We start from the raw sequence: 25,753 nt of genomic DNA on the forward strand, positions 1-25,753 counted from the left end.
ACTGGCGTTAACTTGTTAACCTATAGTAATGCCTTCAAGTGCACCTTCATTCGATTCATGATTGACTTCATTTGAATGTAGCTTAATTTTTAGACGGACATCATTCGCTGAATCGGCATTAGCCAGCGCTTCCGTATAGCCAATGATACCCTCGTTATACAATTTAAGTAACGATTGGTCAAAGGTTTGCATACCATATTCAGTCGAATTTTCCATAATCTCTTTAAGGTGATGCATATCGCCACGACGAATCGCATCAGACATAGTTGGTGTATTATATAAGATTTCAAAAACAGCGCGACGCCCATTACCATCAATGGTCGGAATAAGTTGCTGTGCAACAATAGCCCGTAAATTAACAGATAAATCAAATAAAAATTGGCGATGGCTATCCAAGGGCATAAAGTGGAGAATACGATCTAGTGCTTGGTTAGCATTATTTGCATGCAGTGTTGCCATACATAAATGCCCAGTTTCAGCAAAAGTTAACGTAAATTCCATAGTTTCCTTGGTTCGCACCTCTCCAATTAAAATAACATCAGGTGTTTGACGTAATGAATTTTTAAGAGCTTCTTCAAAGGAATCCGTATCAATTCCCACTTCACGTTGAGTGATCATCGAACTGCCATGATCATGGATAAACTCAATCGGATCTTCAATGGTTAGAATATGACCAGATGCGTTTTGATTGCGATATCCAACCATGGCTGCTTGAGTCGTTGATTTACCTGCCCCTGTCGCCCCAACAAATAGAATTAATCCACGTTGAGCCATGCAATAATCTTTCAATTGAACGGGTAAATTAAGCTCTTCAAAGCTAGGTATCTTTGATTCTATTCGACGCAAAACAATGCCTGGCTGCTCTTTTTGCATAAAAGCACTTACCCTAAAACGCCCTGCTACTTTATTACTTAATGCAAAATTAGATTCTTTAGTAAAATGAAACTGTGCTAAACGCTCTTTTCCCAATAAATCCGCCAGTAATAAATCAACACTCTCTCGTGTCAATATTTCTTGATTAATAGACTCTAATCGTCCATTTACCTTAACCGTAGGAGGTAAACCAACGGAGATAAAAAGATCCGACGCTTTTAATTCACCTGTTATTTTCAATAAATTATCTAACATATCCATGTCCATTTTAAAAAGTTTTAGGGTCTGATGCTTTCTGTGCAGCATCAGGATGTGAAACAATACCTTGGCTCACTAAATTACGTAAACACTGATCCAGTGTCTGCATGCCATGCACCATCCCAGTTTGAATAACAGAGTACATTTGTGCGACTTTATCTTCACGAATAAGGTTCCTAATAGCAGGAATACCCATCATGATTTCATGCGCAGCAACACGTCCACCGCCATTCTTTTTCAATAGAGTTTGCGAAATAACTGCGCGTAATGATTCCGATAACATGGAACGGACCATGTCTTTTTCTGCAGCAGGAAATACGTCAATAACACGGTCAATGGTTTTCGCCGCAGAAGTGGTATGCAGAGTACCAAAAACTAAGTGACCTGTTTCCGCAGCGGTTAATGCTAATCGAATAGTTTCAAGGTCACGCATCTCCCCCACCAAAATAACATCTGGATCTTCACGTAATGCACTTCGTAAAGCATTATCAAAACTCAGTGTATCTTTAAAGACCTCACGCTGATTAATAAGGGCCTTTTGTGATTCGTGTACAAACTCGATAGGATCTTCAATGGTAAGAATATGTTCATTTCGAGTACTATTAATGTAATCAATCATCGCAGCAAGGGTCGTTGATTTACCTGAACCAGTTGGCCCTGTAACCAGCACTAATCCACGAGGAAACTCTGAGATTTTTTTGAAAATAGCAGGTGCATTTAATTCATCTAAGGTTAATACTTTACTTGGGATAGTACGGAATACCGCACCAGCGCCTCGTTTTTGATTAAAAGCATTAACACGAAAACGCGCTAAATCAGGAATTTCAAATGAAAAATCGGTCTCTAATTGTTCTTCAAAGTCTTTACGTTGCTTATCATTCATGATGTCATAGATTAAACTATGTACTTCTTTGTGCTCTAACGCGGGAACATTAACCTTGCGAACTTCACCATCTACCCTAATCATTGGAGGAACTCCAGCAGAAAGGTGTAGATCTGAGGCATTATGCTTTACACTAAAGGCCAATAATTCTGTAATATCCATAACTTAAAATCCTATTTATGATGGCTAATTATAATGACTGATATATCTAAACAAATAACAATGGTTCAACAAAAAATAGCGCAAGCTGCTCTACGAGTAAAACGTGATGAACAAGAGATTCAGTTACTCGCCGTAAGTAAAACAAAACCTGTTTCTTTAATTAAACAAGCTTATCAATTTGGTTTACGCCATTTCGGTGAAAACTATGTACAAGAGAGTATCGAAAAAATCCAACAAATTAAAGAAGATAACGACTTTCAAGACCCCATTTTCTGGTATTTTATCGGCCCATTACAGTCGAATAAAACTCGTCCTGTTGCAGAACACTTCGATTGGGTACAGAGTGTTGACCGATTAAAAATCGCCCAGCGCCTCAATGATCAACGTCCAACGGTTCTTTCTCCATTAAATATTTGTCTACAGGTCAATATTAGCGGAGAAGAGAGTAAATCAGGTACTACTTTATCACAGGTTATTGAACTCGCATCACAAGTTAGCAAACTACCTCGTTTAAAACTACGTGGTATTATGGCGATTCCTGAAAAAACGAATGATCTACAGCAACTTGAAAAACAGTTTCAAGCACTCCATAACATTTACAGAGAGCTACAAAATAAATACCCACAGGTTGATACGTTATCAATGGGGATGAGTGGAGACTTAGAAAGTGCTATTGCTTGCGGTAGTACGATGGTCAGAATAGGCACAGATATTTTTGGCGCAAGAAACTAATTTTAAAAGGGATAAAAATGCAACATAAACACATAACGTTCATCGGTGCCGGCAATATGGCTGGCAGTATTATCAGTGGATTAGTAAAAGATGGCTACCCAGCTGATTATATTTGCGCGAGCGCGCCTTCTACCGCAAATACTGAAAAACTCGCTCAACAATTTGCAATCAAAACAAGTCAGAATAATGCGCAAGCAGTAAATACTAGTGATGTTGTTGTACTTGGTGTCAAACCTCAAATGATGGCAGACGTTTGCCAAGCCCTTGCTGATCAAGGTTGTGACTTCAGTAATAAGCTTGTTATATCAATTGCAGCCGGTATATCAGTACAACGGTTACAATCGTTGCTAGGCGAAAATACTGCAATTATTCGCACTATGCCCAATACCCCTTCTCTTTTACAAAAAGGCATGACGGGTTTATTTGCATCACAACAAGTCAATGAAGAAGATAAAAAATTTGCTGGTGAACTCATGACTGCCGTCGGAGAAACCGTGTGGGTAGAAGATGAAGCCATGATCAATGCGGTAATTGCAGCATCGGGATCTGCACCTGCTTACTTCTTTTTGTTTATGGAATCAATGCAAAATAAAGCCATTGAAATGGGGTTTTCTGCAGAACAAGCTCGTTTACTGGTTTTACAATCTGCACTCGGAAGCGCAGAAATGGTTAAGCAAAATCCTGATATTGAACTATCCACGTTACGTAAAAATGTTACATCAAAGGGGGGAACGACAGCAGAAGCAATTAATACATTCCAACAATTAGGATTACCAGCGACCGTTGAAAAAGCGATGCAAGCTGCAGCTGATCGCGGTGCCGACATGGAAAAATTATTTTAATCCCACTATTTTATAGAGAGAAAACGTTATGAATGCCATGAATTTTTTAGTCAATACCGTCTTTGACCTTTACCTGATGGTGGTGTTACTGCGCGTCTGGCTTCAGGTTGCTCGCGCTGATTTTTATAATCCGTTTAGCCAATTTATCGTCAAAGCAACACAGCCTGTTGTTAAACCACTTCGACGCTTTATTCCCAGTTTAGGTGGATGGGATACGGCAACGATTCTTTTTGCATTTTTTGTCGCTTGTTTAAAAATTGTTGTTTTAAGTTTACTGGTCGGCGCTTCATTTAACCCCGTTGTTATCCTTATTTCTGCCGTTATTATTTTAATCAAAGCTGTCTTTAAATTATTATTCTGGGTATTAATTTTACGCGCTATTCTTAGCTGGATTAGCCGAGGACAAAACCCGATTGAAGCAGTCATGATTCAATTAACAGAACCCTTGATGGCACCAGTACGTCGCTTTATTCCACCAATGGGTGGACTAGACCTTTCTATGATTGTCGTCTTAGTTGGATTACAATTTTTAGAACTACTAGTGAATGATTTTTTAAGTAAACTATTTTAATGTCAGTTCCTTATTTAAAAAAAGATGGCGCAGATTTACTGCTGCGCCTAGTACTACAACCCAAAGCCAGTCGCGATAAATTTATCGGGTTACTTGGCGACGAATTGAAAATAAGCATTACAGCCCCACCGGTAGATGGTAAAGCCAACGCACATTTAATTAAGTTTCTCAGTAAACAATTTAAAGTGCCGAAAGGCGCTATTAGCGTTGAAAAAGGCCAGTTGAATCGTCATAAATTAGTCCGTATTCAAAATCCCAAACAACTACCTAAATTTTTTAACGAAAACACAGAAGCGAACAAAATATGAGACAAAAATGGGTATTAGCAACCGGTAACCAAGGTAAAGTCAAAGAGATGAGCGAGCTGTTAAATAGCTTCTCAATTGATGTTTTACCACAAAGTCATTTTGATGTGCAGGATGTCCCAGAAACAGGCACTACATTTGTAGAAAATGCCATTATTAAAGCCCGCCATGCAGCAAAAATTACGGGGCTTCCCGCCATTGCAGACGATTCGGGGTTAGAGGTTGATTTTTTAAATGGCCAACCAGGGATTTACTCGGCACGTTTTGCCGGTGAAGGGGCCACGGATCGCGATAATATCGACCTATTATTAAGCAAGCTTGAAGGTGTCGGTAAAGCTCATCGTACCGCGCGTTTTCAATGTGTATTAGTGTATATGCGTCATGCCCTTGATCCGACACCTATTATTTGCCAAGGCACGTGGGAAGGAGAAATTATTGAAACAATGCAAGGTGAAAATGGTTTTGGTTATGATCCTACATTTTGGGTAGAGAGTGAGCAATGCACCTCTGCACAGTTAAGTAAACAACGTAAAAGTGAATTGAGCCATCGAGGACGTGCGTTAGCAATGCTCGTGGCACAATTACAAGAACAACTCGGTTAAACTGACCTTCTCCCATATTTATATGGGAGCCCTCTTTCAAATAGGTATTATGAATGCTTTCGCTTCCTCCCCTAAGCTTGTATATCCATATCCCTTGGTGTGTTGAAAAATGCCCCTATTGTGATTTTAATTCTCATAAACTACGCGGGGAAATTCCCGAACAAGCTTACCTTCAAGCATTAATAGATGATCTCGATAATGACCTTGTTTATGTGCAAGGACGCCCACTCACCAGTATATTTATTGGTGGTGGAACACCCAGTTTAATTTCTGCACAGGGCATAAACTGGTTACTCACAGAAGTCGAGAAAAAGCTAATATTTAGCGATAATATCGAAATCACACTAGAAGCCAATCCTGGCACCATTGAAAATCAAAAAATAGCCGACTTTAAAACAGCCGGTATTAATCGATTCTCCTTCGGTGTACAAAGCTTTCAGCCACAGAAATTAGAAAAACTCGGCAGAATACATGGTTCAGAAGAAGCAAAAAATGCAGCTCGACAAGCAACCGCAGCCAAAGTAAAAACCTTTAATCTTGATTTAATGCACGGCTTGCCTGAACAAACAATTAATGATGCACTGAGTGATTTACAAACGGCCATAGATTTAAACCCGACTCATTTATCATGGTATCAACTAACAATTGAGCCTAATACCCAGTATTTTTCTCATCCGCCAACCTTACCAGATGAAGATCTGCTCTGGGAAATTCAAGAAGCAGGGTTAAAACTGCTTGCGAAAAATGGGTATCAACAATATGAAATTTCAGGCTACAGTAAAACAGGATTTGAATGTCAGCATAACCTTAACTACTGGTCATTTGGAGACTATATCGGCATCGGTTGTGGTGCCCATGGTAAATTTACCCAACCACTTGAAAACCGTATTATTCGTACAACAAAAATTAAACATCCAAAGGGATATCTGGATCCAAATCGTCCATTTTTAGATCAATTAAATCAAGTGGCACGAGAAGATCTTGCCTTTGAATACATGATGAATAGATTGCGCTTATTTCAAACTATTCCATTTACTGAATTTGAGTCCTATACTGGTTTGAATATCAATGAGATAAAGCAACCCATTGACATTGCATTAAACAAAAAACTGCTAACCAAAGACGCGGTGGGTTGGCAAGTGACAGATTTAGGCCATCGATACCTTAACGAATTATTAGCATTATTTATGGAATAAATGATGCTTATTGATACGACTAAATCCATCGTGAACACGAATTTAACGATGGGTTGATTTTTATACAGGTAAAAAATAAAAGAGGCAGTATTTTTCATATGTTCAAAAAACTCTACTGTTTTATAGTACTGCTTTTTATCAGTCTTCATGTCGTCGCGCTAGACAAAGTTTCACTGCAATTAAGCTGGGAAAATGAATTCCAATTTGCAGGCTATTATGCCGCAAAATGGCAAGGTTTTTATAAAGACCAAGGTCTAGAGGTTGATATACTACCTGGTGTTCGACCTAATCAAATTGTCATTAATCCAAATGATGCAATAAAGAATGGCAGTGTGCAGTTTGCCATTGGTACTTCGGATGTTCTACTGGATAACGACGTTAATCCTATTTTGCTCGCATCAATTTTCCATCGTAATCCCATGGCGATCTTTTCACTTAAAAAGACAGATATCACCACACTAGATAAATTATCCAAGTTACGCATTGCAGGCGTTGATTCTAACTTTGCAAAAATACAACTAATCGCTTTATTTACTTCTCAGGGATTCGATTTATCAAAAATTAAATTTGTTAGGCAACCCGTTTCCATCGATACATTATTAAATAATAAAGCAGATGCGATTATTACCTATCAAATATCCGCAGAATTTGCTGCGCAAGAAAAAAATATTCAGCTCAATCAATTACGCCTCGATAATCAAGGGTTAAAATTTTATAGCGATTCACTGTATACGTCATTCGAATACTCTAGAGAGCACCCTGATATTGTGGAAAAATTTACCAATGCGACTAAAAAAGGTTGGTTATATGCCATCAATAATAAACAAGAAATAGCAAAAAGAATTACCGATGAATTGCCTCGTTATTTAGTCAAATATGACAACCTCTATGAATACAATATGGCCTTTGCAAATAGTATTGAAGAGTTAATGCACTACCCAGAAACCCCCATTGGTGAAATAGACAAAGCGCAATGGATCAATACCAATCAAAAATTGCGTTCAATGGGGCTGATTAAATCGCCCTTAAATGACAGCATGTTTAACTTCAATACTGCAGCGATAAAAAAACAAAATTTTAAACAGTATTATTATCTATTGTTGATGGCGTTTTGCATTCCACTTATTATCTTTTTTTGGTACCGCCAATATAAAAAATGGACCATCGGTACCGTACTCATTGCGATGACCCTTTTTGAAATGCAACTTGAACAAATTTTCACTAATGAAGATACCATCATAGCCAGAGAGAAAGCTGCACAACAACTTAATTCTGTGAGTGCTAAACTGCAAGGGCAGTTACAAAATAACCTCTCCTTACTCTCTGGATTCGCGGCTTATATTTCAGCTCGCCCCAATTTATCTAAACAAGACTTCAATCATTATGCGAGAGCCCTTTTTGCCAAAGACACCATCCTCGTTAATTTTGCCGCAGCAAAGGACCTAACGGTTAATTATATCTACCCTTTAAAGGGCAATGAAACCGTTATTGGTTTAAATTATCGAAAAACACCAGAGCAATTAAAAACCGTCGAGCAAGCAATTAATGCTAATGGTATTTTATTATCTGACCCCATCCAACTTGTGCAAGGTGGCAATGCGTTTATAGGAAGAGCCCCAGTCTTTTTAGAAGATGGCAGTTTATGGGGAGTTATTTCAGCACCTATTAATAGTCAATTACTTTATCAATATTCAGGTCTCGATTCTGATTATCGAGGGTTTAAAATAGCAATAAAAAGTATCGATTATTGGGGACAAGAAAGAAAAACTTTTTTCGGTGATGCTGCTATTTTTGAATCACCTGAATCATTACAATCTATTATTTCAGCAGGAAGTTCTTCATGGAAAATTGCAACGATCCCCTTACAAGGTGACAAACTATCACCTGATATTTTTATCCTTCGTACTTACTTTCTTATTTGTGGCATTATTTTCAGTTTGTTTATTTGGTATAAATTTACCCAAACAGATGAAAGAAAACGACTTCAATTAAAACTTTATGATGATAAACGCTTACTAGATTCCGTTGGTTATGTTGCCAAAATAGGCGGATGGAAAATAGATCCCAATTTAAACTTTTTAGAATGGTCGAAACAAGCATCATTAGCGATTGGCAAGTCGGCCTATTTTAGACCGAGTAATTATGCAGATCTGCAATCTAATCTGTCACTAAATGACTATCAATTATGGCAAGACAAGATAGAAACAGCACTTGATGAATCAACTCCCTTTGATATTAACCTTGAAATAATACTCCAAGGTGAAAAATCACGTTGGTTAAGAATAAAATGCGACGGTAAAAAAGATCATTATGATAATTTTATTATCGGTACAATACAGGACATAACGGAAAAAGTAATAAGTGATAAATTAATCGAATATCAAGCTTCTTACGATAGTTTAACTGACCTACCTAATCGACGTACCTATCAGCTTGAATTAGAAAAATCGATAAAAATTGCACAGCGTACAAACCAACAACTCGCAGTACTATTTATCGATTTGGATCGCTTTAAACCGATTAATGATAATCATGGTCACCATGCTGGCGATCTTGTTCTGATAGAAGCTGCAGCAAGGCTTAAACAACAACTCAGAGAAACAGATACCGTATCACGTTTAAGTGGCGATGAATTCGCGGTTATTTTAAATAATATTCGTCATCCAAATGATGCTTTATTAATTGCCAAGGAAATTTCAAAACAGATGCAATTACCCTATCGCATTAATCAATTTGATGTTCATTTAAGTGTCAGTATTGGTATTGCGCTGTATCCAGAAGATGCGGAAGAAGCTGATTCGCTATTAAAAAAAGCAGATCAGGCAATGTATGAAGTTAAAGCGAATGGGCGTAATGGCTACCAATATTACACTCATGAAATGCAATTAAAATCCGAATATCACCATGATCTACTAAATAAACTGATTGATGCCTTAAATAAGGAAGAGCTTCAGCCCTACTTCCAACCTATTTTTAATTTACAAACACAACAAATAACAAAATGTGAAACACTCGCAAGGTGGCAACAAAAAAATGGTGAATTTGTCTCTCCAATCGAATTTATTAATTTAGCGGAAGAATCAGGACTTATTAATCGTATTGACTTATTTATGTTACATCAATCAAGTAAGCAACTATTGCAAATCAATCCAGAGATAAATTTATCCATTAATGTATCTCCAAGGTTATTCCATACTAAAGACAATGCATTAAAAAAATGGGTAAATTCACTTAAAACAATCTGCCAAACGATTAATATCACCGTCGAGATAACTGAACGGTTATTAACCGATGACTCAGAAAAAGCTTTAACCATTTTAAATCAACTCAAGGCACTTGGTGTTAAAATTGCTATTGATGACTTTGGTACAGGTTATTCCTCCTTGAATTATTTAATTAAATTCCCAGTTGATTTCATTAAAATTGACCAAAGCTTTATTAAAAACATTGGTATCGATAGTTCGTCGGAAGCATTGATTGAAACGATTTTAGCAATGGCACAACGACTTAATATAGAAGTGGTTGCAGAGGGAATTGAAACTCAAGCGCAATTAACTTACCTACAAAAGCATAAATGCAGTTACGGACAGGGATACTTTTTAGGCAAACCAATGTCAGGTAGCGACTTTAATACTGTCGTGAGTAAACAATAAGCATAAAAAAACCCAGCTTATACATATATCATTTTCAAAATATTAAAGTGATATACGCATAAGCTGGGCAAAGCGATAAAATCAAGGAATGTTAACTCTAATTAACGGAGTCTATTTTACTGACTCGACATGACAGTCAACACACAGCAACATGACAATTTTGTCATCTTACTCATTTATCGTTTTTTATTATTGTGCTTTAAATTCAACTGTATATTTGCCGATACCTGCGTATTCGATTTCAGTCGGTTTATCAAATTCGACATTAACAATACCCGCGTAGGATCCAGTTATAATCGCTTGACCTGCTTTAAAACTTGTACCACGTTTTCCCATGTAATTAATTAACCAATAAACTGGATTTTGCGGTAATGGATTAGGGTGTTTGCCTTCAAAAGTTTGTACATTATCTGGCTGTGAAAAAGTAATATCTATTTGACCCGCAGCATAAGCCAATTTGCTATCAATCTTAGGACCGATATACATACCTTGGTTAAGCAGACAGTCTGCTAATCTTTCATTAAACTCAATGCCAGAGTCCTTATCAAAACGATCCTGCATTAATTCTAGGGCCATATAACAACCTTCAATCGCATCATCAATTTGCGCTTCCGTATAATCTTCTTGTTGTGCAGGTAGATCTTTCGATAAAATAAAAGCAATTTCAGGCTCAACACGCGCCATCCCATTATCAGGTAATAATTCACAAACCGGACCACGTTTAATTGTTTTTGCAAAAATAGGCGCCGCAATTATTTTATCCGCCGCTAACGGTACAAGCCCTTTCCACCCACCAATAGAATCAGGATTTTGTTTTATCATTTCGGCTTGAACCAAAAGTGCATCTTCGGTTGTTATTGAACGAAGGGATTCATCTAGTCGAGGTGCTTTTGTACCTGCTACGCGTAAACCTAATAGCTGTGCTGCTGCTTGTGAATATTTATTACTGTTTGTCATATTATTAATCCATCTTGTTAGTTTTGTCTTTTATGATAAATAAAAAGACTTCATTTCATATTGTTTTATTATACTACAAATGATTTGACCTTTCTGCTTCAATTACTTGAGATAGTAAGCAGATCACAATCCAAAAGCTTTCTGTTGAACCATATTCATAGTAATATTTTACCTCATCAATTACTATCTGAGGCAAACAATGAATATAGTCTGGACAACAAGTGAAGCTGCGCCCTATGCGAAAACAGGCGGATTAGCTGATGTATCCTATTCGCTTCCCTACGCGCTAGCAGAAAATGGTCACAATGTTTCAGTGTTTATGCCCTATTATCCACAGGTGATGGCCGATAAATGCGATGATACAGAATGTGTTTATGAACTTTTAGGTGTCCCTTTTGGAGATAACAATGAAGAATGGGCATCTATAAGACGACATAAAATCAGTGCTAATCTCAGCTTCTATTTTATTGAATTCAACCGCTTCTTCGACCGCCCCAAACTATACGACTGGGAAGGTTGTGAATACGCGGATAATGCCGAACGCTTTATCTTTTTAAGTCGCGCAATCATGCAGGCAATACTTGCACTAAAAATTAAAGTAGATGTACTGCATACTAACGATTGGCACACTGCACTGTGTAATGTGTATATCAAATCCGAATTATACAAAAACTATACAAATTTCGACGGAACCAAGTCAGTTATTACTATCCACAATATCGGTTATCAAGGTGTTTTTAATAAAGCGAACCTATATTGGACAGGACTGAGCTGGGATTATTTTAATTTTCATTGTCTCGAGTTCTTTGACCAACTTAACTTCCTGAAAGCCGGCGTATTACTTGCGGATATGGTAACAACCGTTAGTCCAACCTATGCAGAAGAAATTTTATCAGCAGAATATGGATTCGATTTAGAACATTCATTACAACACTGTGCTGCACAGGGCAAATTACGCGGTATTATTAACGGCATTGATACACAAGAGTGGAATCCAGAAATAGATCCATTAATTCCCGCTAATTTTTCGGCCGAATCAATAACAGGCAAAGCATTATGTAAAGCAGATTTACAAAAAGAATTTGGCCTTACCGTGCGCCCTGATGTACCACTTTACGGCGTTGTATCAAGGCTTGCGACACAAAAAGGGCTTGATGTGTTTATTGAGTCGATTGAAGAGATGCTCGAATATGATGATGTCCAGTTTGTGGTTATCGGATCGGGTGATAAATGGCAAGAAAGCGCACTAGCAAACTTTGCTCGCGCCTACCCAAATCGTTTTGGTGCACATATTGGTTATAACAATCGTCTTGCGCATATGGTTGAGGCAGGTGCAGATTTCTTCGTTATGCCATCCCGTTATGAACCCTGTGGTCTCAATCAAATGTACAGTATGAAATACGGTACACTGCCAATTGTTCGTGCAACCGGGGGCTTAGCTGATACCGTCATTAACTATTCGCCAGAAAATATTGAGAATGCAACGGGATTTACATTTTACGATCTCTACCCATCGGCATTACGCGATACGATGCGATGGGCTGCGTCAATTTATCTGACCAATAAAGCAGATATCAATGCAATGATCGAAAACGGAATGACAACTGATTTCTCATGGCACCACACCGCAACGGAATACGAAGCGTTATACCAACAAGCAAATAAATCACCTTTGGTAAAAACCAAAAAAATATAAGATTAAAATTGCAGGGTAACCCGATAACTTGTTTGTCGGATATCCTCACTATATAACCAATGATAACGGTCTGCTAACTTTTTAGTTAATTGCAGACCTAATCCAAATCCGAGGTCAGAGGTATTAATAATACTGTCTTCCGTCGTATTAACGATGGCAACATGGCCACGTTTTTGAGTGATAGCAATTTTGCCTTCGAGGGTATGCTGAAATGCATTACGAATAAGGTTAGCTAATACAATTCGGCACGGAATTTCTGCAGCATCAATAATAAAAGGCTCTGTTTCGACTTCTAACAACACACTTTTATTTTTCAACAAATAATCCATTTCACCAATCAACAATTCAATTAATTGTGAAATATCAACTTTTTTGCTGCCCGGTAAATTATCGTCATCACGACTTAACCACAATAAAGTTTCAGTTAAATTAGTCATGGTTTTTCCAGCCCGATCGATTCGCTCTAGGACTGTTTGCTGCTTTTTAGTACCTTGTTCTTTTTCCTGTAACTTTATCAATAACTCGGTATTTGCTCTCACCACCGCAATCGGCGTCCTTAATTCATGACTTGCATGGGACAAAAACTGCAACTCTCTATTAAGCGACTCCTGAACAGAACTTAAACTTGAATTAATAATAGTTGCAAGTGTATTAAGCTCGCTGTATTGAAAATCGGGAACCGGTTGTTGTAATTTTTCTTTATCTAAAGATTTAGCCCAATCCATCAATAACTCAACGGGTTTAGCGACTTTACGAATAATATAAAACACGCCTAAAAGAAAGAAACCAATAACTGTAACAGCAAAGATAATAATCCAAGCGATATGTGGCACAATATCATGATCTTTGGTTTTAGGCGGCGTTTCAACTTTATTAATGTACTTACCTATGTATCGCATCTCGCCCGCTTTATTAATCACTTTAAGTGCAGCATACATTTCCTTTGGCGGCCCAAATACACTAAAGCCGATAATTTTTTTTTCCAAACGATATTTTTCAGCAGGCGGGGTATTATCAAATGCAGTTTTAATATTATTGGGTAAATCAGCCCAGGAAGCCGCCACATAAAACCCTAAAATCATCTGCGGTTTACCCGGCTCGACACCTTTAACTTCCGCAGATTGACGCATAGCAAAACCAACGCCTCGATCAACTCCTTGAGAAAAATAATTAACCGTCAATGCCGAAAAAGAAATGCTAATCGCTAGGCCAAGTAATAACATAGCAACAATAAAATAAAGTTTAAGGCTCGGTTTTAAGTGCATCAAGCTTTATAATCTCCGTCAATGGAAAAGCCATAACCTGACACCGTATGTAAGATATTTTTATTGCCCGCTAAATCAAGTTGCTTTCTTAAATTAAAGATATGTACTTTCAAACTATCACTTTCAGGTTTATCGTCCCCCCAAATTTGTTGAATAATCTTTTCTCGAGAGACAGGTTTAGGACTTTCCCTTAATAAAATCTCTAATATTCTCAACGCCGTTGGTGATAATTTTAAGGTTTGACTATTTAAAGTGGCGCATTTCTTATCTAAATCTAAACAAATACCGGCCACTTTCAACAAAGTCACCTGCCCACTTCGACGACGAGATAAAGCTTGCACACGCACAATCAACTCTTCCATGGCAAAGGGCTTGATCAAATAATCATCAGCCCCCTGGGAGAAACCATTGAGTTTATCCTGAAGACTATCCATCGCCGTTAACATTAACACCGGTGTATCAATACCCTCATCACGAATGGTTTTACATACACTTAAGCCACTCATTTGTGGTAAGTTAAGATCAAGAATAATCACCTGATAATCATTTTTCTCGATCAAATTCAAACCGACCACCCCATTACCAGCGTGGTCACATTGCATATCCTCAAGTTCGAGATAGTCGATAACAGCGGTTGCTAAATCGAGATCATCTTCAACGAGCAATAAATTTAACACTCAATCACGTCCTCTTTCATAATCCCTATTTTGTTTAGACCTCGACGAGCAAGTACATGCAATTCATGGTTAATTAATAATAACGATGGGATCAGTACTAAAGTAATTAAGGTCGCAAATAAGATACCGTAACCTAAGGATGCTGCAGCAGGGATCAAGAACTGCGCTTGTCTCGAGGTTTCTCCTAGGAGCGGTGCTAAACCTGCAAATGTGGTTACAGAAGTTAATAACACAGCCCTTAAACGACTGGTACAAGAAGTCAAAATAGCCTCTTTAACCGACATTTTTTCTTCATTTCGTAAATCATTATAAGTAGACACTAATAATAAACTGTCATTAACAACCACCCCACTTAATGCCAGTACACCATTTAAAGAAAGAATACTGATAGTTAAGTCATTCACAACATGCCCTAAAATAGCACCAACAATACCAAAGGGAATTGCCATCATAATTAATAGAGGTTGAATATAAGATTTTAATGGAATCGCTAATAACGCATAGATAGCAAACATAGCTAATGTGAACATGGTCCCCATTGAGCTTGTTGTTTCCTCCTGACGCGCCGCTTCACCAGCAAAATCAATTTGTAAATTAGGATATTGTCGCATTAACTCTGGCAATAATTCATTTTTAACTTTTGCCACTAATTCGTTAGATGCAATTTCTTCTTTATCAACACTTGCTGACACATATACCGCACGTAAATTATCAATTCGAGTGATCTCTGACACTTGATATTCAGTAAAGATATTAGCCACTGAACTGACGGGAACAACTGTACCATCGGTTGTTCTAATACGTGTATCCATTACATCGGCAAGTGTTTTACGTTGCTCTGAAGGATAACGAACACGTACTTTTACTTCATCGCTGTCACGTTGAAAGCTTTGTACTGATGAACCTCCAAAAGCACGTAATACTTGCGATGCAAGACTAGAAGTATCAAGCCCTAATGCACGCCCTTGATCGGTTAACTCAAAACGATACTGTGGCTCCCCTGGGCTCATATTGTCATCGACCCCGCTAACACCTTTAATGGTTTGCAATTTCTCTTTCATTGCCTCGCCAGCAGCAAAAACAGTCTCGGTATCCCAGCCTCTAATTTCCGCCTTAAAGTTGTCACCCATGGAACGTTTCGATTGTAGATTAAGTTTTTTAACCCCTTCCGGCATACCCGTTAGACGTGTCCATTCTTTCAGAAAGTCTTTCGCAGAATAAACCGAATTACCAGCAAACTGAATAATTAAACTACCACTGTCATCGGATTCAGCTGTCACCTGTAAATGACTAATTTCGCTGTCAACCACACCAAACTTCTTGATCAGATTTTGATCGGCTTGTATTGCTGTTTTTTCTAATAACAACACGCCATTTCGAGTCTGTCCAAAACTAGCGTCATCGTACATAGATATTTCACCGCGTACGGTATCCCCTGCAATATCTGGGAAAAATGAAATACGCACTTTGCCAGTTAAAGGCATTCCTGCAACAAGCACAAACACAGCAATAAATAAAATCAGTACCGCATAACGATAACTCAATGCTAATTCAATAATTTTGCTGTAAATATTTTTACTAAACCATTGCAAGCCAAAATCAGCACCGTGCTGAATATTTGCCCAAATCCCTTTCCGTGGGCCTTTATGAGTATTTAAATGTGCTAAATGCGAAGGTAAAATAAATTTGGATTCAACCACTGAAAGCAATAAACAAATCATCACCACCGTTGCAAATTGCGCATAAATTTCACCTAAACGCCCTTGCACATTAGACACGGCAACAAAAGCAGCAACGGTTGTTAACACACCAAATATCGTCGGTACTGCGACCTTTAATGTCCCCCTTACCGTACTGTGTAAGGAGTCCCCATATTTACGCCGAGTAGAAAATATACTTTCACCAACAACAACCGCATCATCGACCACAATCCCCAAGGCCATAATAAAACCAAAGGTGGTCATCTGATTTAGTGTTAACCCTGTAAAACTGTCGGTCATAAAAAATAACGTACCGAAGAAAACAAAGGGTAGTCCCATTGCAACCCAGAATGCGACCTGCAAATTTAGAAACAGTGCAAGAATAATAAAAACTAATGCAATCCCAGAAAGCGCATTTTCCAATAATAAATTTAAACGATCTTTAATCACCTCACTAGAATCGTACCAAGTCGTTAGTTTTACATTGCTTGGTAAGTAGTTGCTACTGTTCCATTCATCAACGACGGCATTGGCTTGCTCGGAAATATTCGCGATATCACCACGGTTATCCATTACAATTTCAATTGCCATGCCCGGTTGTCCGTTATAACGAGACAAATTAAATGTCGTATCTTCAAAGGTGTCGGTAACGGTCGCAACATCTCCTAAATAAATTTTACTGCCCGTAGATAGAGTCAGTAATGGAATATGCGCAAATTCCTGTTGCTCATAGGCTTGCTGAGAAACCTTCAAACGAACCGCTTTTTCACTATTACGAATACTGGTTGTATCGGCAGTTGATGACTCTGCATTAATCGCATCGGAGACATCAGAAAGGGTTAATCCATAAGCCTGTAATTTAGATTCATCCAATTCCACAGCAATAACCGGATCTTCTGTCGCATTGATATCAAGAGAACGGATCGCGGGTTTGGCAAGTAAATCCGATTTTAATTTTTCAGCAAGTCGTTGAAAGGTTGCACGGTCAGCATCACCATATAACTGTACCCAAATGGCATGGTCTTCACGCGTCGCTTTGTTAATCACAGGATTATCAGCATCGGAAGGGAAATCACTAATCGCATCAACATCGGTTTTAATATCCGAGAAAAGTGTATCTAAAGGATATCCTTCCTCCTTCTCGACAACAACCGTACTACCACTCGCGTTGGAAGTAGAAGTAATGGTATCAATCCCCGCAACGCCTTCGATAGCTTCTTCGATTTTAATCGCAATACCTTCTTCGGCCTGCGTTGGGTCACCACTATCATAGCTAACATTAATTGTCACTTTATCGGGCGCAAGACTCGGAAAAGTCTCTTTTCTTATATCACTGTAAGAAACTATACCCAGCACAATAACCGTTATTAAGAGTAAATTAGCCGCTACGGAATTACGTGCAAACCAACCAATCACACCTTCATTTCTTTGTGGACTCGAGTTATCCATAACGCCTATCCTTCAATTTTAGGAACAACACGCATTCCGACAATATAACTACTTAAAGGGCGTTTAATAATGCTCGCCGATGGCATATTTTCAATGGGTGTAACATAAACAAATTCGCCTTTTTCAAAGCGTTTATCGGCAACGACTTTATTAAGAATCCCTTCGTCGTCGACATACCAAATTTCCCCCTGTTGGGAAATAGCTGATGCCGGTAATTGCCAAGTATTATCGAGTGTACGGCCTGCAATTTCGGCTTGAACAAAGGTACCTGGATATAACGCAACATGATTATCAAAGGGATGATCAACGGCGACGATAATTGAACGTTGACGGGAAGATGTATCAACATTTTGTTCAATACGAAGGACATATCCATCCCAAATTTTATTGGAATCGGCACTGCTTAGTTTAACTGGGATTTTTGTCGCTGATTTTTGCGCTAGCGCTTCATTGCTTAAGTTAGGCAAATTTCCCCATTGTTTAGCTGATAATGGGATCTCTATTTCAACACGATCGGTACTGTATAACTGAGCAATCGAATCGCCCGTCTGAACATAACTACCCGGTTGAATTTCCTGAGAAACAATCAGCACTTCAAAGGGCGCATTAATTTCAGTTTTAGCTAAATCCTGTTGTGCTTTCTGCAGAGTGTATTTTGCATTTTCAACAACTGCTTTTTGAGCAGCAAGCTGTGGAGCACGTAGCACCAAGGGTGAATTTGGTTCGCCAGTCAGCCCCGAGCGTTCCCATTCTAAACGTGCTTGCTCGCCAGTTCGTTGTTCTTCGAGCAAATCTAATTCAGCAGATGCTAAATCAGACTTAGCTTCCGCCACTGCTTGTTTATAAGCCGTGTTTTCTAGCACTGCCAGTGTTTGCCCTTTTTTTACAATATTACCGGTTTCGAATCTCGCCATTATTTTTTCAACACGTCCACTCACTTCAGCTGAATAGGTAATGGCATAACGAGGAACAGCTTCGCCGTAACCTTTAACGGAAGCTTGATAACTACTCGGTTCAACTTCAACTACAACGGCAGTCGGTGCTAATGTGGCATTTTTTTGTGGTTTTGATTGATTTTTGGCAGCTTCAGCAGCCTTTTCTTTTTTAGCGTCCATTTGTGATGAATTGTAAGCAACTGCACCTGCTAAACAAACAACGGCAACAACGGTGACTAAGATGGGAAAGGAAGATTTAAGTTTCATTGTGATACTCCTAGGCCAAGTGCCAGCCCTAAAACAATTCGATTTACTAAACGGTTATATTGAACTTCAACGAGGTTTTCTTTGTAATTAAAGCTATTCGTTTGTGCTGTGATAAGATCCGATATATCAACTAACCCTTCACTGTATTTTGATTGGTAATTATCAAAACTACGCAAAGAACTCTCATAAGCATCCTGTAAATGTTGCTGTTGCAATGCTAATGATTTTTCTTGGCCCAACGCATTTTCCACTTCATTAACCGCTGTCAATAATGTCTCTTGGTATGTCCAATATGTTTTCTCTGTCGTTAACTCGGCTATTTCAGCCTGTGAACGAAGATAACCACCATCAAACAGTGGCGCGGATAACTGCCCGAGAAGACTCCATAACGGACTGGTTAATAACGCACTACTTGGGGAACTTGCGGTATCAGAAAGTGCAACTTCTAAACTAATTGAAGGCAACAGGGCTTTGTAGGCCGCTTTGGTTCGGTAGGCTTCAGCTTCAATATCAGCATAGGCACTTTGAAGATCAGGCCTACGCGCAAGATCTTGCTCAGGTAAAGAAGCAAGTGGTGTTAAAACGGTTGGAAATTCACTGCTAATATCAACGTTTTGGCTACTGCCAATTTGCCCTAATAATAGAGATAAACTGCGTTTGTTTTGTGCCAAGGTTTCTTTATATTCAACGAGTGTAGAACGGGTTGATGCCGTGGTCGTTTTAGCGGTATCGAGATCTTCAAGATCCCCTAATCCTGAACGGTATTTTTCTAAAATAAAGGTTTCATTATTTTCTAAGGTAGCTAGACGCTGTGATTCAATATCAATTAATTGCTGTTGTAAATTAATCTGCAGCCATGCCTTCATAATATCTGCGGCTAAGGTATCGCGCGCACTTTGTAAGGTGGCCATACTACTAATAATATCTTGGTCAGCAGCATAAGTGCTATCGCCAATTTTATTCCAAAGATCTAATTCCCAACTAATGGTCAGGTCAGTACTATAAGAAGCATCAGAATCTTCTTCTTTATCGCCACTAAAACCTGCTGTTAATTGAGGTATACGATCGCTATTTGTCGCAGTACGATCAGCGTAAATAATTTTCAAAGCCATTAATGTTTGCTGCACACTTGGATTATTTTCCAATGCTTGCGCAATCAATTCATTGAGCTCAGGAATATTCATCAAATCCGTTAACTTAGTTGCATTAACCGCATCAACTTGTTCAACATTCCAATTCACTTCTTGCGAAAGAGACTCTTTAGCACGATCTTGAAAGTTATTTTCTGAAAAAGAACTACAACCACTCACCACTAGGGCTAATACGGTGACTTTAAACTTTCGGCCAAAATCCATTGTCGGTCTCCTATTATGAATGAAAAAAGTATAAAAGAAGAAAGGTTAAGGTAAGGTTAATAAAAGTAACCTAGGCGCTGAATAAGAAAAATAATCATTTAATACAAATTCTATTTAACCTTAGTTCTGGATAATGGAAGCGAAATAAATCTAAGTATCAATCACTTAAAAAATATATCATACCGTGCTGCTAATTTTTCGAAGTTCAAGGCGAATCAACGTAGCAATAACGGGTTATTGGTAAATGATTTAACACAGAAATACGCGTAAATAACATAACTGTATCGTTTAGCTTATTCATCATTGAGGTTATTTAGCTAAACAATCAATATCAGTGGTTACTTTAGCTTTTCTTCCTCCGCCCAATTCAGAATAAAGCATCGCAAAAATAATTAAACCAGCACCAATGCTGCCTTTCATACCTAAATGCTCATCAAGGAAAATAAATGCGGCTAAATGCGCGAAAATAGGTTCTAGGGCAAAAATAAGGGCTATTTTATGAGGTTCAATGATACGTTGACTTGATGTTTGAACCCAAAAAGCAAAGGCACTCGCAAATAGTGCTGAATAAAAAATAGCAGCTAATACGCCACTATGACTCAACTGATCTAAAACCGGTGAGTAATCGTTATTGATATCGGTATTCCATTCATAAATAGAAATGATCCCGCTATAAACTGCTACAGCAGCAAGTTGAATAACACTCAAAGGGATCACAGGCAGATTACGACTTAATCTTGCCATTAAGGTGATATGTAATGCATAACAAAGTGCAGAAAAAGCCACCATCAAATCGCCACTATTTAACTCAAGCTTATCGCCAATGGTTAAAAAATAAAGTCCGATTGTCGCTAAAATAGCACTACACCAAACCTCTATTCCTACTTTTTTTCTAAATAGCACAACGCCCATTATCGGCACAAGCGGAACACTTAAACCGGTAATAAATCCAGTATTAGACACCGAGGTGAATAGCATTCCCTGGGTTTGGAAAGAAAAACCTAGAAATAATAATAGCCCTAATCCACTGCCCACTTTACATAAGGTAGATAGTTTATAATCACGAACTGAATAAGGTGCTTTTTTGCTGAAAACCCAAAGTGGTAATAAGGCTAATGCCGCTATTCCGAAACGAAACGCATTAAACGTATTAACCGGCATGGTATTAATGGCATCATCAACAACAACAAAACCAACACCCCAGATAAAAGTAACCAGAACAAGAGCCCAAAAGGCAATTAAAGGTGTCCGTATCATTAGTTATAAACTCTCTGTATTAACCGTTAAAATAAATAAAATTTATCATATACCCGTTACCAATCAAGATATAAAAATCAGCAAGCTAATAAATCAAAAAGTGATAGGCATAAAGCTAACAACTTAACCCAATAAATCCACTCTTAATTAAAAATAAGAATAGCGCTAAATTTAAAAGAAGATACAGTTTAATATAATTAAAAGTCAACACAACATAAACACCATTTAATAAACAATTCAACCATATTGTGCAATAAAAATCTCAACTATCTGAAATAAAATAGAATTAGTTAAAAACTCATAGGTAACTCACAAATATTAGATTTAGTTAATATATGTTATTCCACTTGTATTTTTATTAACTTTTTTTTGATTTAACCACGGTTCCCTGCCTTTTTTTTATTTTATTCTTATCCCGCTTTTAATGTATTCATTCGATTAAATGTATTTTTAAAACGGAGAAGAAAATGACTGAAAAAAATAAATTAACCAGTGTCAATGGTGCACCGGTTGCTGATAACCAAAATGTTCAAACAGCCGGTCCTCGTGGGCCGATGCTACTACAAGATCCCTGGTTTCTAGAAAAACTGGCACATTTTGACCGTGAAGTCATTCCCGAAAGACGCATGCATGCCAAAGGTTCTGGCGCCTATGGTACATTTACTGTCACCCACGACATTACAAAATACACAAAAGCTAAAATTTTCTCAGAAATTGGCAAAAAAACGGACATGTTTTGGCGTTTTTCAACCGTGGCAGGCGAACGTGGTGCTGCCGATGCTGAGCGAGATATTCGCGGTTTTGCAATGAAGTTTTATACCGAAGAAGGTAACTGGGATTTAGTCGGTAATAACACCCCTGTTTTCTTTCTCCGTGATCCCTTAAAATTCCCAGATTTAAACCATGCAGTGAAACGCGATCCGCGTACCAACTTAAGAAATCCAAATACCAACTGGGATTTCTGGACATTACTACCAGAAGCACTTCATCAAGTCACCATTGTAATGAGTGATCGCGGGATCCCGCGTACATATCGTCATATGCATGGGTTTGGCAGTCATACATTTAGTTTTATTAACGCAGACAATGAACGTTGCTGGGTTAAGTTTCATTTAGAAACTCAGCAAGGTATAGAAAACTTAACTGATCAAGAAGCTGAAGAGCTTGTCGGTAAAAACCGTGAAAGCCATCAACAAGATCTTTACGAGGCTATTGAACGCGGTGATTTTCCACGTTGGAATTTAAAAGTACAAATCATGCCAGAAAAAGATGCAAAAGATTATCGCTTCCATCCATTTGACCTCAGTAAAGTTTGGCCTCACGCTGATTACCCATTAATTGATGTGGGTGTTATGGAACTTAACCGTAACCCAGACAACTATTTTGCTGAAGTTGAACAAGCGGCATTTAATCCCGCAAACATTGTCCCTGGTATTGGTTTTTCTCCAGATAAAATGCTTCAAGGTCGGTTATTCTCCTACGGTGATACACAACGTTACCGTCTCGGTGTAAACCACGGACACATCCCGGTTAATCAACCACGTTGCGTGGTTAACTCATACCATAGAGATGGTGCAATGCGTGTTGATGGTAACTATGGTAGCACCAAAGCCTATGAACCAAATAGCTTAGGACTATGGCAACAACAGCTTGATACAAAAGAACCCCCTCTAGCGCTAGAAGGTGCTGCATATAGCTGGGATTTCAGAGAAGATGATACCGATTACTACACACAACCTCGGAATCTATTCAACCTTATGACACCGGAGCAACAACAAGTGCTATTTGAAAATACCGCTCGCAGTATTGGTGGCGCATCACTGGAAGTTCAAAAACGTCATATTACTAATTGCTATAAAGCAACACCAAGTTATGGAGAAGGCGTTGCTAAAGCACTTGGCCTCTCTTTAGATGATATAGCACTATAAAAAATATGATACAGGTCAGTTGCTTGGCCTGTATCATTACAACAAAATCAAGATAAATACCAATGAAAAAATGGCAAGATTATAAACAAACCTATCGCACTGAATCAGACCTATTTGATTTTGCACGATCGGGCGATTTAAGAGGTTTTGCAACTTATCTCTATCAACACCCTAATGTCGATTTAAACACTGTTAATCAGAAAGGTTATTCGGCGCTTATGCTCGCTGTTTATAACGGACAACGAGATTTCTGTGAAGCATTATTAAGAAGTGGTGCAGATGTACATTCTCGAGACTTTATTGGCAATACCGTTTTAATGGCTTCCGCTTTTAAGGGAAACCTCGAGATAGTTAAGCTTTTATTAGAATTTGACGCCTCCCCCACGGATCTAAATGAAACCAACATGAATGCACGAGATTGGGCACAAATGTTTGGTCGTAAAAACATTATTGATTTTTTTGATGAATATTATCCCAATAATAACAATGGCTCTAAGTTAAATAATTTTCTACGCTTTATAAAACTCAGCTTGGTTATGGTGCTCAAAAAAATCAAAAAGTGAGCCCTCATATTGCTCACTTTTATTGACCGCATTTATTTAACTGTATATTTCAATAACACTTCATTATCGAGCACCACGTTCGTTGACCAAATAAAATCTGCGCCAGCCCCAGTAAACTTTTCTCTAAAGTTCATATAGGCGGGCTTATTATTCACACCTATTTCATTCTCCGAATAGATGGTTGCATAGGGCCAATCATCTGCATTAAAAATACGCTCCATCCAACCTTCTGGCATCTGCCAATGAATCGCATAGGCATTTTTACCGTCTCCGCCACCTTTCGTTAGGCAATGTAGAGAAAGACGCTCCCCATCTTTTTCACTTAAACAATTTAAATCGCTAATAGGTGATGTATAAAATGTTTGAGCTTTCCACTGACTATTTGTTACTGTGCCATCACTAAAGCTCGCAATAAATCCTCCGTCACCAGGATGATATTGATGGCCACGATTACTTTCAGTTCCAACACCTAAATTTTCTTCCCAATCAATCACTTTCACCGCAATCGCATAGGGTTTACTGACTCTAAATTTAACAATACTTGAATTAAAAGGCGTAAAAGGCACCGAATCAACAGCGATCAATTTGCCATTGATATACAATTCAAAGTAATTATCAGCAAAAATATACCCCGTGATAATCGGCACACTCGCTGTATCCACCTCACTTAAACTTGTTGGCATAACACCAGCACATTGCTCATAGAGATCAGTTGCCTTCATCCCACTTTCAAATTGATTCACAGCGGGGACAATCCAAATATTACCATTTTTATCTTTTATTTCGCCAATGCGCGCGATCCGGCTAACGCCATTTTGGCAATAAAATAGGTTTTCTTTGACTGTCTTTGCAACGCCCTGAGTAACAGATCCAGAGCCGCTATATTCACTGACATTATTAGCCGTTGCTGTGACCAGTATCGGTTGAAATAAAAAAACACAACAACCAAGACTGAACATTGCCTTTTCAATTAACTTTTCCATCCAAACTCCAATACACTTCGATGTTTAATTCTTTCATTCATTTCTAGAGGTTAACCAAAGAAATAATTACATACGCATGTCATAATTTTAGGTTATATTAGGGCTGTCCCTATCAATCAAAATGGAATTATTATTAATGCAAACAACAACCCGTACCATGCCAGCGCATAAACACGTTGCACTTGTTGCTCATGATTCATGTAAACCAGAATTATTAAAATGGGTACAAGAAAATAAAGAAAAATTACAACGCCATTTTTTATATGCTACCGGAACGACGGGTAGAATCCTCAGTAATGAAACAGGCCTTGCAATAAAAAGTTTAATTAGTGGACCAATGGGCGGGGATCAACAACTAGGTGCCCTTATTTCAGAAAAAGAAATCGATATTATGATTTTTTTCTGGGATCCATTAGAAGCCGTACCACACGATCCCGATGTAAAAGCATTATTGCGTATTGCGAATGTTTGGAATATTCCAGTGGCGATGAATAAATCTTCTGCCGACTTCTTATTTGCATCGAGCCTACTTGAAAAAGAAGTTGATATTCAAGTACCTGACTATGAAAAATATTTAGAAGATAGAGTTTAAAAAACTAAAAATAAAACTACTTCAAATTCAACGCGCTCCTCCTTGAAGTAGT

Annotated in this window: 21 protein-coding genes; 11 read left to right on the forward strand and 10 right to left on the reverse strand. The window is 38.2% G+C overall.

Features of this window, described 5'->3' with window-relative positions; translation table 11 throughout:
* Window positions 1-15: 15 nt before the first annotated feature.
* Together ACR30L_RS15470 and ACR30L_RS15475 are read right to left on the reverse strand one after the other, a co-directional pair.
* Window positions 16-1,128, reverse strand: coding sequence for a PilT/PilU family type 4a pilus ATPase (locus ACR30L_RS15470; RefSeq protein WP_435235146.1), 1,113 nt, complete (start codon window positions 1,126-1,128; stop codon window positions 16-18).
* Between the two features lie 13 nt (window positions 1,129-1,141).
* Window positions 1,142-2,176 carry a type IV pilus twitching motility protein PilT gene (locus ACR30L_RS15475; protein WP_435235147.1) on the reverse strand — a complete coding sequence of 345 codons (1,035 nt, stop codon included), beginning with the start codon at window positions 2,174-2,176 and terminating at the stop codon, window positions 1,142-1,144.
* A gap of 33 nt (window positions 2,177-2,209) precedes the next feature.
* Between ACR30L_RS15475 and ACR30L_RS15480 the strand changes: the two genes are divergently transcribed.
* The 7 genes from ACR30L_RS15480 to ACR30L_RS15510 all read left to right on the forward strand — a co-directional run bounded on the left by ACR30L_RS15480 (window position 2,210) and on the right by ACR30L_RS15510 (window position 10,077).
* The gene (locus ACR30L_RS15480; RefSeq protein ID WP_435235148.1) at window positions 2,210-2,908 is read left to right on the forward strand and encodes a YggS family pyridoxal phosphate-dependent enzyme; all 699 of its coding nucleotides are present in this window, start codon (window positions 2,210-2,212) and stop codon (window positions 2,906-2,908) included.
* Between the two features lie 17 nt (window positions 2,909-2,925).
* The gene (gene proC, locus ACR30L_RS15485; protein WP_435235149.1) at window positions 2,926-3,750 is read left to right on the forward strand and encodes a pyrroline-5-carboxylate reductase; all 825 of its coding nucleotides are present in this window, start codon (window positions 2,926-2,928) and stop codon (window positions 3,748-3,750) included.
* Between the two features lie 28 nt (window positions 3,751-3,778).
* The gene (locus ACR30L_RS15490; protein WP_435235150.1) at window positions 3,779-4,321 is read left to right on the forward strand and encodes a YggT family protein; all 543 of its coding nucleotides are present in this window, start codon (window positions 3,779-3,781) and stop codon (window positions 4,319-4,321) included.
* Window positions 4,321-4,629 carry a DUF167 family protein YggU gene (yggU, locus tag ACR30L_RS15495; protein ID WP_435235151.1) on the forward strand — a complete coding sequence of 103 codons (309 nt, stop codon included), beginning with the start codon at window positions 4,321-4,323 and terminating at the stop codon, window positions 4,627-4,629. The genes ACR30L_RS15490 and yggU overlap by 1 nt, the downstream gene beginning before the upstream one ends.
* Window positions 4,626-5,228, forward strand: a complete 603-nt coding sequence (locus ACR30L_RS15500; RefSeq protein WP_435235152.1) for an XTP/dITP diphosphatase — start codon at window positions 4,626-4,628, stop codon at window positions 5,226-5,228. Before yggU ends, ACR30L_RS15500 begins: the two co-directional genes overlap by 4 nt.
* A 53-nt stretch (window positions 5,229-5,281) precedes the next feature.
* Window positions 5,282-6,424, forward strand: a complete 1,143-nt coding sequence (hemW, locus tag ACR30L_RS15505; protein WP_435235153.1) for a radical SAM family heme chaperone HemW — start codon at window positions 5,282-5,284, stop codon at window positions 6,422-6,424.
* Window positions 6,425-6,522: 98 nt separating this feature from the next.
* Entirely contained in the window at window positions 6,523-10,077 is a 3,555-nt protein-coding gene (locus tag ACR30L_RS15510) for an EAL domain-containing protein (protein WP_435235154.1), read from the forward strand.
* A gap of 189 nt (window positions 10,078-10,266) precedes the next feature.
* Here ACR30L_RS15510 and ACR30L_RS15515 read toward each other — a convergent pair whose 3' ends face one another.
* Window positions 10,267-11,034: a hydratase gene (locus ACR30L_RS15515; RefSeq protein ID WP_435235155.1), complete on the reverse strand. Its 768-nt coding sequence runs from the start codon at window positions 11,032-11,034 to the stop codon at window positions 10,267-10,269.
* A 199-nt stretch (window positions 11,035-11,233) separates the two neighbouring features.
* Between ACR30L_RS15515 and glgA the strand changes: the two genes are divergently transcribed.
* Window positions 11,234-12,730, forward strand: coding sequence for a glycogen synthase GlgA (glgA, locus tag ACR30L_RS15520; protein WP_435235156.1), 1,497 nt, complete (start codon window positions 11,234-11,236; stop codon window positions 12,728-12,730).
* Window positions 12,731-12,732: 2 nt separating this feature from the next.
* Here the strand turns inward: glgA and ACR30L_RS15525 are convergent, their stop codons facing one another.
* The 6 genes from ACR30L_RS15525 to ACR30L_RS15550 form a co-directional block, all read right to left on the reverse strand.
* Window positions 12,733-13,995, reverse strand: a complete 1,263-nt coding sequence (locus ACR30L_RS15525) for a sensor histidine kinase (RefSeq protein ID WP_435237920.1) — start codon at window positions 13,993-13,995, stop codon at window positions 12,733-12,735.
* Complete coding sequence (locus ACR30L_RS15530; RefSeq protein WP_435235157.1) at window positions 13,995-14,672, reverse strand: response regulator transcription factor; 678 nt, start codon at window positions 14,670-14,672, stop codon at window positions 13,995-13,997. The genes ACR30L_RS15525 and ACR30L_RS15530 overlap by 1 nt, the downstream gene beginning before the upstream one ends.
* Complete coding sequence (locus ACR30L_RS15535) at window positions 14,666-17,821, reverse strand: efflux RND transporter permease subunit (RefSeq protein WP_435235158.1); 3,156 nt, start codon at window positions 17,819-17,821, stop codon at window positions 14,666-14,668. Before ACR30L_RS15535 ends, ACR30L_RS15530 begins: the two co-directional genes overlap by 7 nt.
* Window positions 17,822-17,826: 5 nt before the next feature.
* Window positions 17,827-19,023: an efflux RND transporter periplasmic adaptor subunit gene (locus ACR30L_RS15540; protein WP_435235159.1), complete on the reverse strand. Its 1,197-nt coding sequence runs from the start codon at window positions 19,021-19,023 to the stop codon at window positions 17,827-17,829.
* Complete coding sequence (locus ACR30L_RS15545; RefSeq protein WP_435235160.1) at window positions 19,020-20,378, reverse strand: TolC family protein; 1,359 nt, start codon at window positions 20,376-20,378, stop codon at window positions 19,020-19,022. The genes ACR30L_RS15540 and ACR30L_RS15545 overlap by 4 nt, the downstream gene beginning before the upstream one ends.
* A gap of 309 nt (window positions 20,379-20,687) precedes the next feature.
* Complete coding sequence (locus ACR30L_RS15550) at window positions 20,688-21,635, reverse strand: DMT family transporter (RefSeq protein ID WP_435235161.1); 948 nt, start codon at window positions 21,633-21,635, stop codon at window positions 20,688-20,690.
* Between the two features lie 467 nt (window positions 21,636-22,102).
* On the opposite strand from ACR30L_RS15550, the gene ACR30L_RS15555 reads away from it, so the two are divergent.
* The gene (locus ACR30L_RS15555; RefSeq protein ID WP_435235162.1) at window positions 22,103-23,563 is read left to right on the forward strand and encodes a catalase; all 1,461 of its coding nucleotides are present in this window, start codon (window positions 22,103-22,105) and stop codon (window positions 23,561-23,563) included.
* Window positions 23,564-23,625: 62 nt separating this feature from the next.
* Entirely contained in the window at window positions 23,626-24,126 is a 501-nt protein-coding gene (locus tag ACR30L_RS15560) for an ankyrin repeat domain-containing protein (RefSeq protein ID WP_435235163.1), read from the forward strand.
* A gap of 32 nt (window positions 24,127-24,158) precedes the next feature.
* Here ACR30L_RS15560 and ACR30L_RS15565 read toward each other — a convergent pair whose 3' ends face one another.
* A complete protein-coding gene (locus tag ACR30L_RS15565; protein ID WP_435235164.1) occupies window positions 24,159-25,109 on the reverse strand; it encodes a hypothetical protein in 951 nt (316 codons plus the stop codon).
* A 136-nt stretch (window positions 25,110-25,245) separates the two neighbouring features.
* Between ACR30L_RS15565 and ACR30L_RS15570 the strand changes: the two genes are divergently transcribed.
* Window positions 25,246-25,701, forward strand: a complete 456-nt coding sequence (locus tag ACR30L_RS15570) for a methylglyoxal synthase (protein WP_435235165.1) — start codon at window positions 25,246-25,248, stop codon at window positions 25,699-25,701.
* Window positions 25,702-25,753 lie beyond the last annotated feature (52 nt).

This window comes from Psychromonas saccharinae (assembly GCF_051201515.1).
In the GTDB taxonomy this organism is placed as follows: Bacteria; Pseudomonadota; Gammaproteobacteria; order Enterobacterales; family Psychromonadaceae; genus Psychromonas.

Bases quoted from the DNA above. Each gene is read 5' to 3' on its own strand.
- ACR30L_RS15470 (WP_435235146.1), bottom strand. From the start codon at position 1,128: ATGTTAGATAATTTATTGAAAATAACAGGTGAATTAAAAGCGTCGGAT.
- ACR30L_RS15565 (WP_435235164.1), bottom strand. From the start codon at position 25,109: ATGGAAAAGTTAATTGAAAAGGCAATGTTCAGTCTTGGTTGTTGTGTT.
- ACR30L_RS15510 (WP_435235154.1), top strand. From the start codon at position 6,523: ATGTTCAAAAAACTCTACTGTTTTATAGTACTGCTTTTTATCAGTCTT.
- yggU (WP_435235151.1), top strand. From the start codon at position 4,321: ATGTCAGTTCCTTATTTAAAAAAAGATGGCGCAGATTTACTGCTGCGC.
- glgA (WP_435235156.1), top strand. From the start codon at position 11,234: ATGAATATAGTCTGGACAACAAGTGAAGCTGCGCCCTATGCGAAAACA.
- ACR30L_RS15480 (WP_435235148.1), top strand. From the start codon at position 2,210: ATGACTGATATATCTAAACAAATAACAATGGTTCAACAAAAAATAGCG.
- ACR30L_RS15550 (WP_435235161.1), bottom strand. From the start codon at position 21,635: ATGATACGGACACCTTTAATTGCCTTTTGGGCTCTTGTTCTGGTTACT.
- ACR30L_RS15555 (WP_435235162.1), top strand. From the start codon at position 22,103: ATGACTGAAAAAAATAAATTAACCAGTGTCAATGGTGCACCGGTTGCT.
- ACR30L_RS15515 (WP_435235155.1), bottom strand. From the start codon at position 11,034: ATGACAAACAGTAATAAATATTCACAAGCAGCAGCACAGCTATTAGGT.
- ACR30L_RS15560 (WP_435235163.1), top strand. From the start codon at position 23,626: ATGAAAAAATGGCAAGATTATAAACAAACCTATCGCACTGAATCAGAC.
- ACR30L_RS15475 (WP_435235147.1), bottom strand. From the start codon at position 2,176: ATGGATATTACAGAATTATTGGCCTTTAGTGTAAAGCATAATGCCTCA.
- ACR30L_RS15570 (WP_435235165.1), top strand. From the start codon at position 25,246: ATGCAAACAACAACCCGTACCATGCCAGCGCATAAACACGTTGCACTT.
- ACR30L_RS15500 (WP_435235152.1), top strand. From the start codon at position 4,626: ATGAGACAAAAATGGGTATTAGCAACCGGTAACCAAGGTAAAGTCAAA.
- hemW (WP_435235153.1), top strand. From the start codon at position 5,282: ATGCTTTCGCTTCCTCCCCTAAGCTTGTATATCCATATCCCTTGGTGT.
- ACR30L_RS15535 (WP_435235158.1), bottom strand. From the start codon at position 17,821: ATGGATAACTCGAGTCCACAAAGAAATGAAGGTGTGATTGGTTGGTTT.
- ACR30L_RS15545 (WP_435235160.1), bottom strand. From the start codon at position 20,378: ATGGATTTTGGCCGAAAGTTTAAAGTCACCGTATTAGCCCTAGTGGTG.
- ACR30L_RS15540 (WP_435235159.1), bottom strand. From the start codon at position 19,023: ATGAAACTTAAATCTTCCTTTCCCATCTTAGTCACCGTTGTTGCCGTT.
- ACR30L_RS15490 (WP_435235150.1), top strand. From the start codon at position 3,779: ATGAATGCCATGAATTTTTTAGTCAATACCGTCTTTGACCTTTACCTG.
- proC (WP_435235149.1), top strand. From the start codon at position 2,926: ATGCAACATAAACACATAACGTTCATCGGTGCCGGCAATATGGCTGGC.
- ACR30L_RS15525 (WP_435237920.1), bottom strand. From the start codon at position 13,995: ATGCACTTAAAACCGAGCCTTAAACTTTATTTTATTGTTGCTATGTTA.